Source organism: Komagataeibacter kakiaceti JCM 25156 (assembly GCF_000613305.1).
Genome location: NZ_BAIO01000536.1, coordinates 1 through 1,528 on the forward strand (window position 1 = coordinate 1; position 1,528 = coordinate 1,528).

1 protein-coding gene and 1 pseudogene are annotated in these 1,528 nt (G+C 67.6%); both read left to right on the forward strand.

Translation table 11 applies throughout. The annotated features are described in order from the left end of the window. Positions 1-567 (forward strand): annotated as a pseudogene (locus tag JCM25156_RS16305) (D-alanine--D-alanine ligase); the annotation flags it as partial. Then, entirely contained in the window at positions 564-1,496 is a 933-nt protein-coding gene (locus tag JCM25156_RS16310) for a cell division protein FtsQ/DivIB (protein WP_025813955.1), read from the forward strand. The pseudogene JCM25156_RS16305 and the gene JCM25156_RS16310, both read left to right, overlap by 4 nt. Positions 1,497-1,528: the final 32 nt, after the last annotated feature.

Genomic DNA, 1,528 nt, shown 5'->3' on the forward strand with positions numbered 1-1,528 from the left:
CTGGAAAGGGCGGACCCGCTGCCCGCGCCCTATGTGGTCAAGCCGCTCAATGAAGGTTCATCGGTCGGTGTCGCGATCATTCACCCCGCCAGCAACCGCCGGGCGGAGGTGGCGCGCACATGGTCCTTCGGCACGCATGTCCTGGCGGAGGAATACGTGCCCGGTCGTGAACTGACCGTGGGCGTGCTGGAAGACCGGGCGCTGACCGTGACTGACATAACGCCCGCGGGCAGCGCCACCAGCTTTTATGACTACGAGGCCAAGTACAGCACCGGCGGCTCGTGCCACCAGCTTCCCGCGCGCATCCACCCCACGGCGTTTGAACAGGCGCGCAAACTGGCGCTGGCCACACACCGCGCGCTGGGCTGCCGGGGGGCCAGCCGCACGGATTTCCGTTACGATGACACGGCGGCCCCGGACAGCCCCGGCCGCCTCGTCATTCTGGAAACCAATACCCAGCCGGGCATGACGCCCACCTCCCTCCTGCCCGAACAGGCCGCCGCGTGCGGCATGGACTACGCCACCCTGTGCGAGTGGATGATCGACCACGCGACCTGCCGTACATGAAGCGACCGGTCGACAGCAGCCACCGTCCCTCCCGGCTCTCGATCTTCCTGCGTCGGCAGCGCCGGCTGCTGCGCCCCCTTCTCGTGCTGCTGGCGCTGGCCGGGCTCGTGGCCGCTGGCGTGCTGGCGTTCCGGCATTTCGGCTCCGACCCGCGTTTCGCGCCGCTGCGCAACCGGATCATCAACATGCTGCCGCTGCGGATAACCGAAATCGACGTAACCGGCTGCGTGCTGACCAGTGAAGCCGCGCTGCAGCAGGCGCTGGGCGTGCGGACGGGGGATTTCATCCTCGGCTTTTCCATGCGTACCGCGCGCCAGCGTATCGACGCGCTGCCCTTCGTCGATCATTCCGTGGTGGAGCGCCATCTGCCGCACACCATCATCATCCACCTGTTCGAGCGCCGCCCCTTCGCGGTGTGGCAGAACCACGGCCATTTCATGCTGATCGACCGTGAAGGCAACCAGGTGCGCGACCAGGGCATGACCGGCAAGGACGCCGAGGCGTTCATGCAACTGCCGCTGGTGGTCGGCCCGGACGCCAATACGGCGGCGGCGGCGCTGATCGATGAACTCTCGGCGCAGCCCGAAGTGCGCGCCCATGTGGTGGCGGCGGCCCGCGTGGGCCAGCGCCGGTGGAACCTGACCCTGCGCAACGGCACCACCGTCATGCTGCCGGAGGGACAGGAAGTCGCGGCCCTGAAGCGGCTTGCGCAGATGCAGCAAAGTATAAGAATACTGGACCGGCCGGTTATCGCCATAGACATGCGCCTGCCTGATCGCCTGATCATACGTGAAAACCCGCCCGCCCCGCCGAATGACGGCGACAGGGACAGGGGCGACACGCCGCCACAGGCGGCCCCCACGGGGGATCAGGCGCCTGCCGCGCCATGGCTTATCCCCGAGACCGGTCCGATACGGAGGCGGGCATGACATATCCAGTGCCGGGAACGGTCCAGCCGACA